The organism is Pseudomonas sp. R62 (assembly GCF_000257605.1).
GTDB lineage: Bacteria > Pseudomonadota > Gammaproteobacteria > Pseudomonadales > Pseudomonadaceae > Aquipseudomonas > Aquipseudomonas atacamensis.
On sequence record NZ_AHZM01000838.1, the window covers coordinates 1 to 1,801 of the forward strand.

Annotated in this window: 2 protein-coding genes; both read right to left on the bottom strand. The window is 49.8% G+C overall.

What is annotated here, in order from left to right:
* Positions 1 to 644, bottom strand: a 644-nt coding sequence (locus OQK_RS00410; protein WP_157221856.1) for a hypothetical protein, incomplete at its 3' end; no start/stop codon positions are given.
* On the bottom strand, positions 619 to 1,801 hold a 1,183-nt coding region (locus tag OQK_RS00415; RefSeq protein WP_016770622.1), incomplete at its 5' end, for an RHS repeat-associated core domain-containing protein. The genes OQK_RS00410 and OQK_RS00415, both read right to left, overlap by 26 nt.

Consider the following 1,801-nt stretch of genomic DNA (forward strand, 5'->3'; position numbering starts at 1 on the left):
GGAACCAAAATTTGCGGACGATAAAAAACATTAATTATTTCGGTTATATTATCAATTGTACGATCTCCATCAGCCCACTCAATCACCGCCTCCTGTACGAAATCGTTCAGAGACCCGAGATCCACGGCAACTTTCAAACCCAAACCTTGAAGCATATCCTTTCCGTAAAACAACAAATCTTTCTCATTGTCAGGCCGAAGCCCCGCTCTATTTTTAAAATCTATTAACTCATCGTCACTGGCGGCAGCTAACCAAGGCAAGCTTTTGGCTCGCCCGATACTAATATCACGAGAGTTCGGTCTCAATAAGTCTCCTATCTCCATATGCGTATATTGATACTTGGCATTCAAGGCTGCGAAAGATGCGTGGTAGCGAAACTCCCCGAATTTTGAGGTGGTCTTTTGGGGCTGAGCACCAGCGTCCAGGGCAAAAAAAACAAAATCGTGATTTCCATAACGCGAAATATTAATTGTTCCTGAGTTACCCAGATAATCCTCTTTGGTTCTTTCGCTTCGCAACGTGAATAACGTTTTGAAATGAACTCCATCCTGATCAGTAAAATCTGCGTTACTGAAATGCGTAATTGAATAATCATCAATCGAAAAACGCGAAAAACTCTTAACAAAGCTTTCTTTGTCGCTCACTATCAACCTCGCTATCCAAGAGAATAACATTAGCACAGGAGACACGTGCAATCGTGTCAACTCCACTTTCAGATACCAAACTCAATCCGTCCCATACTTCACCCTCACTGAACATTAGATCGTAAGCATGAGCCACATCAAGCGGAGGCGTGGAGTTCGCACCAAAAAAGTCCAACTTGGACACCGGATTGTTAACCGTAAACAAATAACGATTGGGGCCGTCAATATCACCAAGAGGATCGGAGTTCAACCACCGCTGTAACCACGGCGCGTAATAACGATAGCCATAATAGTAAAGACCGGTCGCATCCCGCTCTTTGCCTGAGTAACGAATCGTTTTGTTTTTCGCCGCCAATGCATTTTTACCCGCCCAGCACGCGGTGCCACCAAACGGGTAATAGTGCTCCTGAGTCAAAATCCCCGCACCATCATCCAATTCCAGCGTGCTGGAACCAAGATGATCACTGAGGCTGTAACGCAGTTGGTCTCCGTCCACCGCGCTTGGCCAGTGCAGCAGTCGTACCTGATTGCGCCCGGTGTCGACATTGACGACATGTCGCTCGACACCATCGACTTCGCGATGAATCTCGAGCCCCGGCAGATAACGAACTTCTACCGTCAGCGTCTGACCGGACGCTTGGCTGACAGTCGTTTTACGCAACCGATGGCCCGGCTCGTCGCAGCCATAACACTCGTAGTCATCGCTTTCATTCGCACGCTTCACCAACACAACCCGGCTTAACTCATTGCGTACGTTCCAGTACATGGCCTGACCGCGTTGCAACTCCAACTGGTTGCCCGCCGCATCAAATCCCAGCGCTATCTCCGATTCCCCGGGCAAAGAACCATCGTCACGCTGCGCCAGGCTTCGGTTGCTGCGCTGGGAGGTGTACATCGAAAAACCCGGCGCACCGCTATGCTGGCGAGTGATGAGGTTGCCCGCTGCGTCGTAGTCGAATTTCTGCGTGTAGTTGCGCCGTTGATTGGGGTCCAGTGGTGTGGGCAGCAGCTCCGGCAAGGCCGGACCATGGCTGTTCTGGCTGACTTCCCAACCACTGGCCTCGATCAGTTGATAAAGGCTGTCGTAGCGATAACGACTGACCGGATCGATGCGCTGATTATTGAACCAGGATACGACTTGAGTCTTGTCTTCCAGG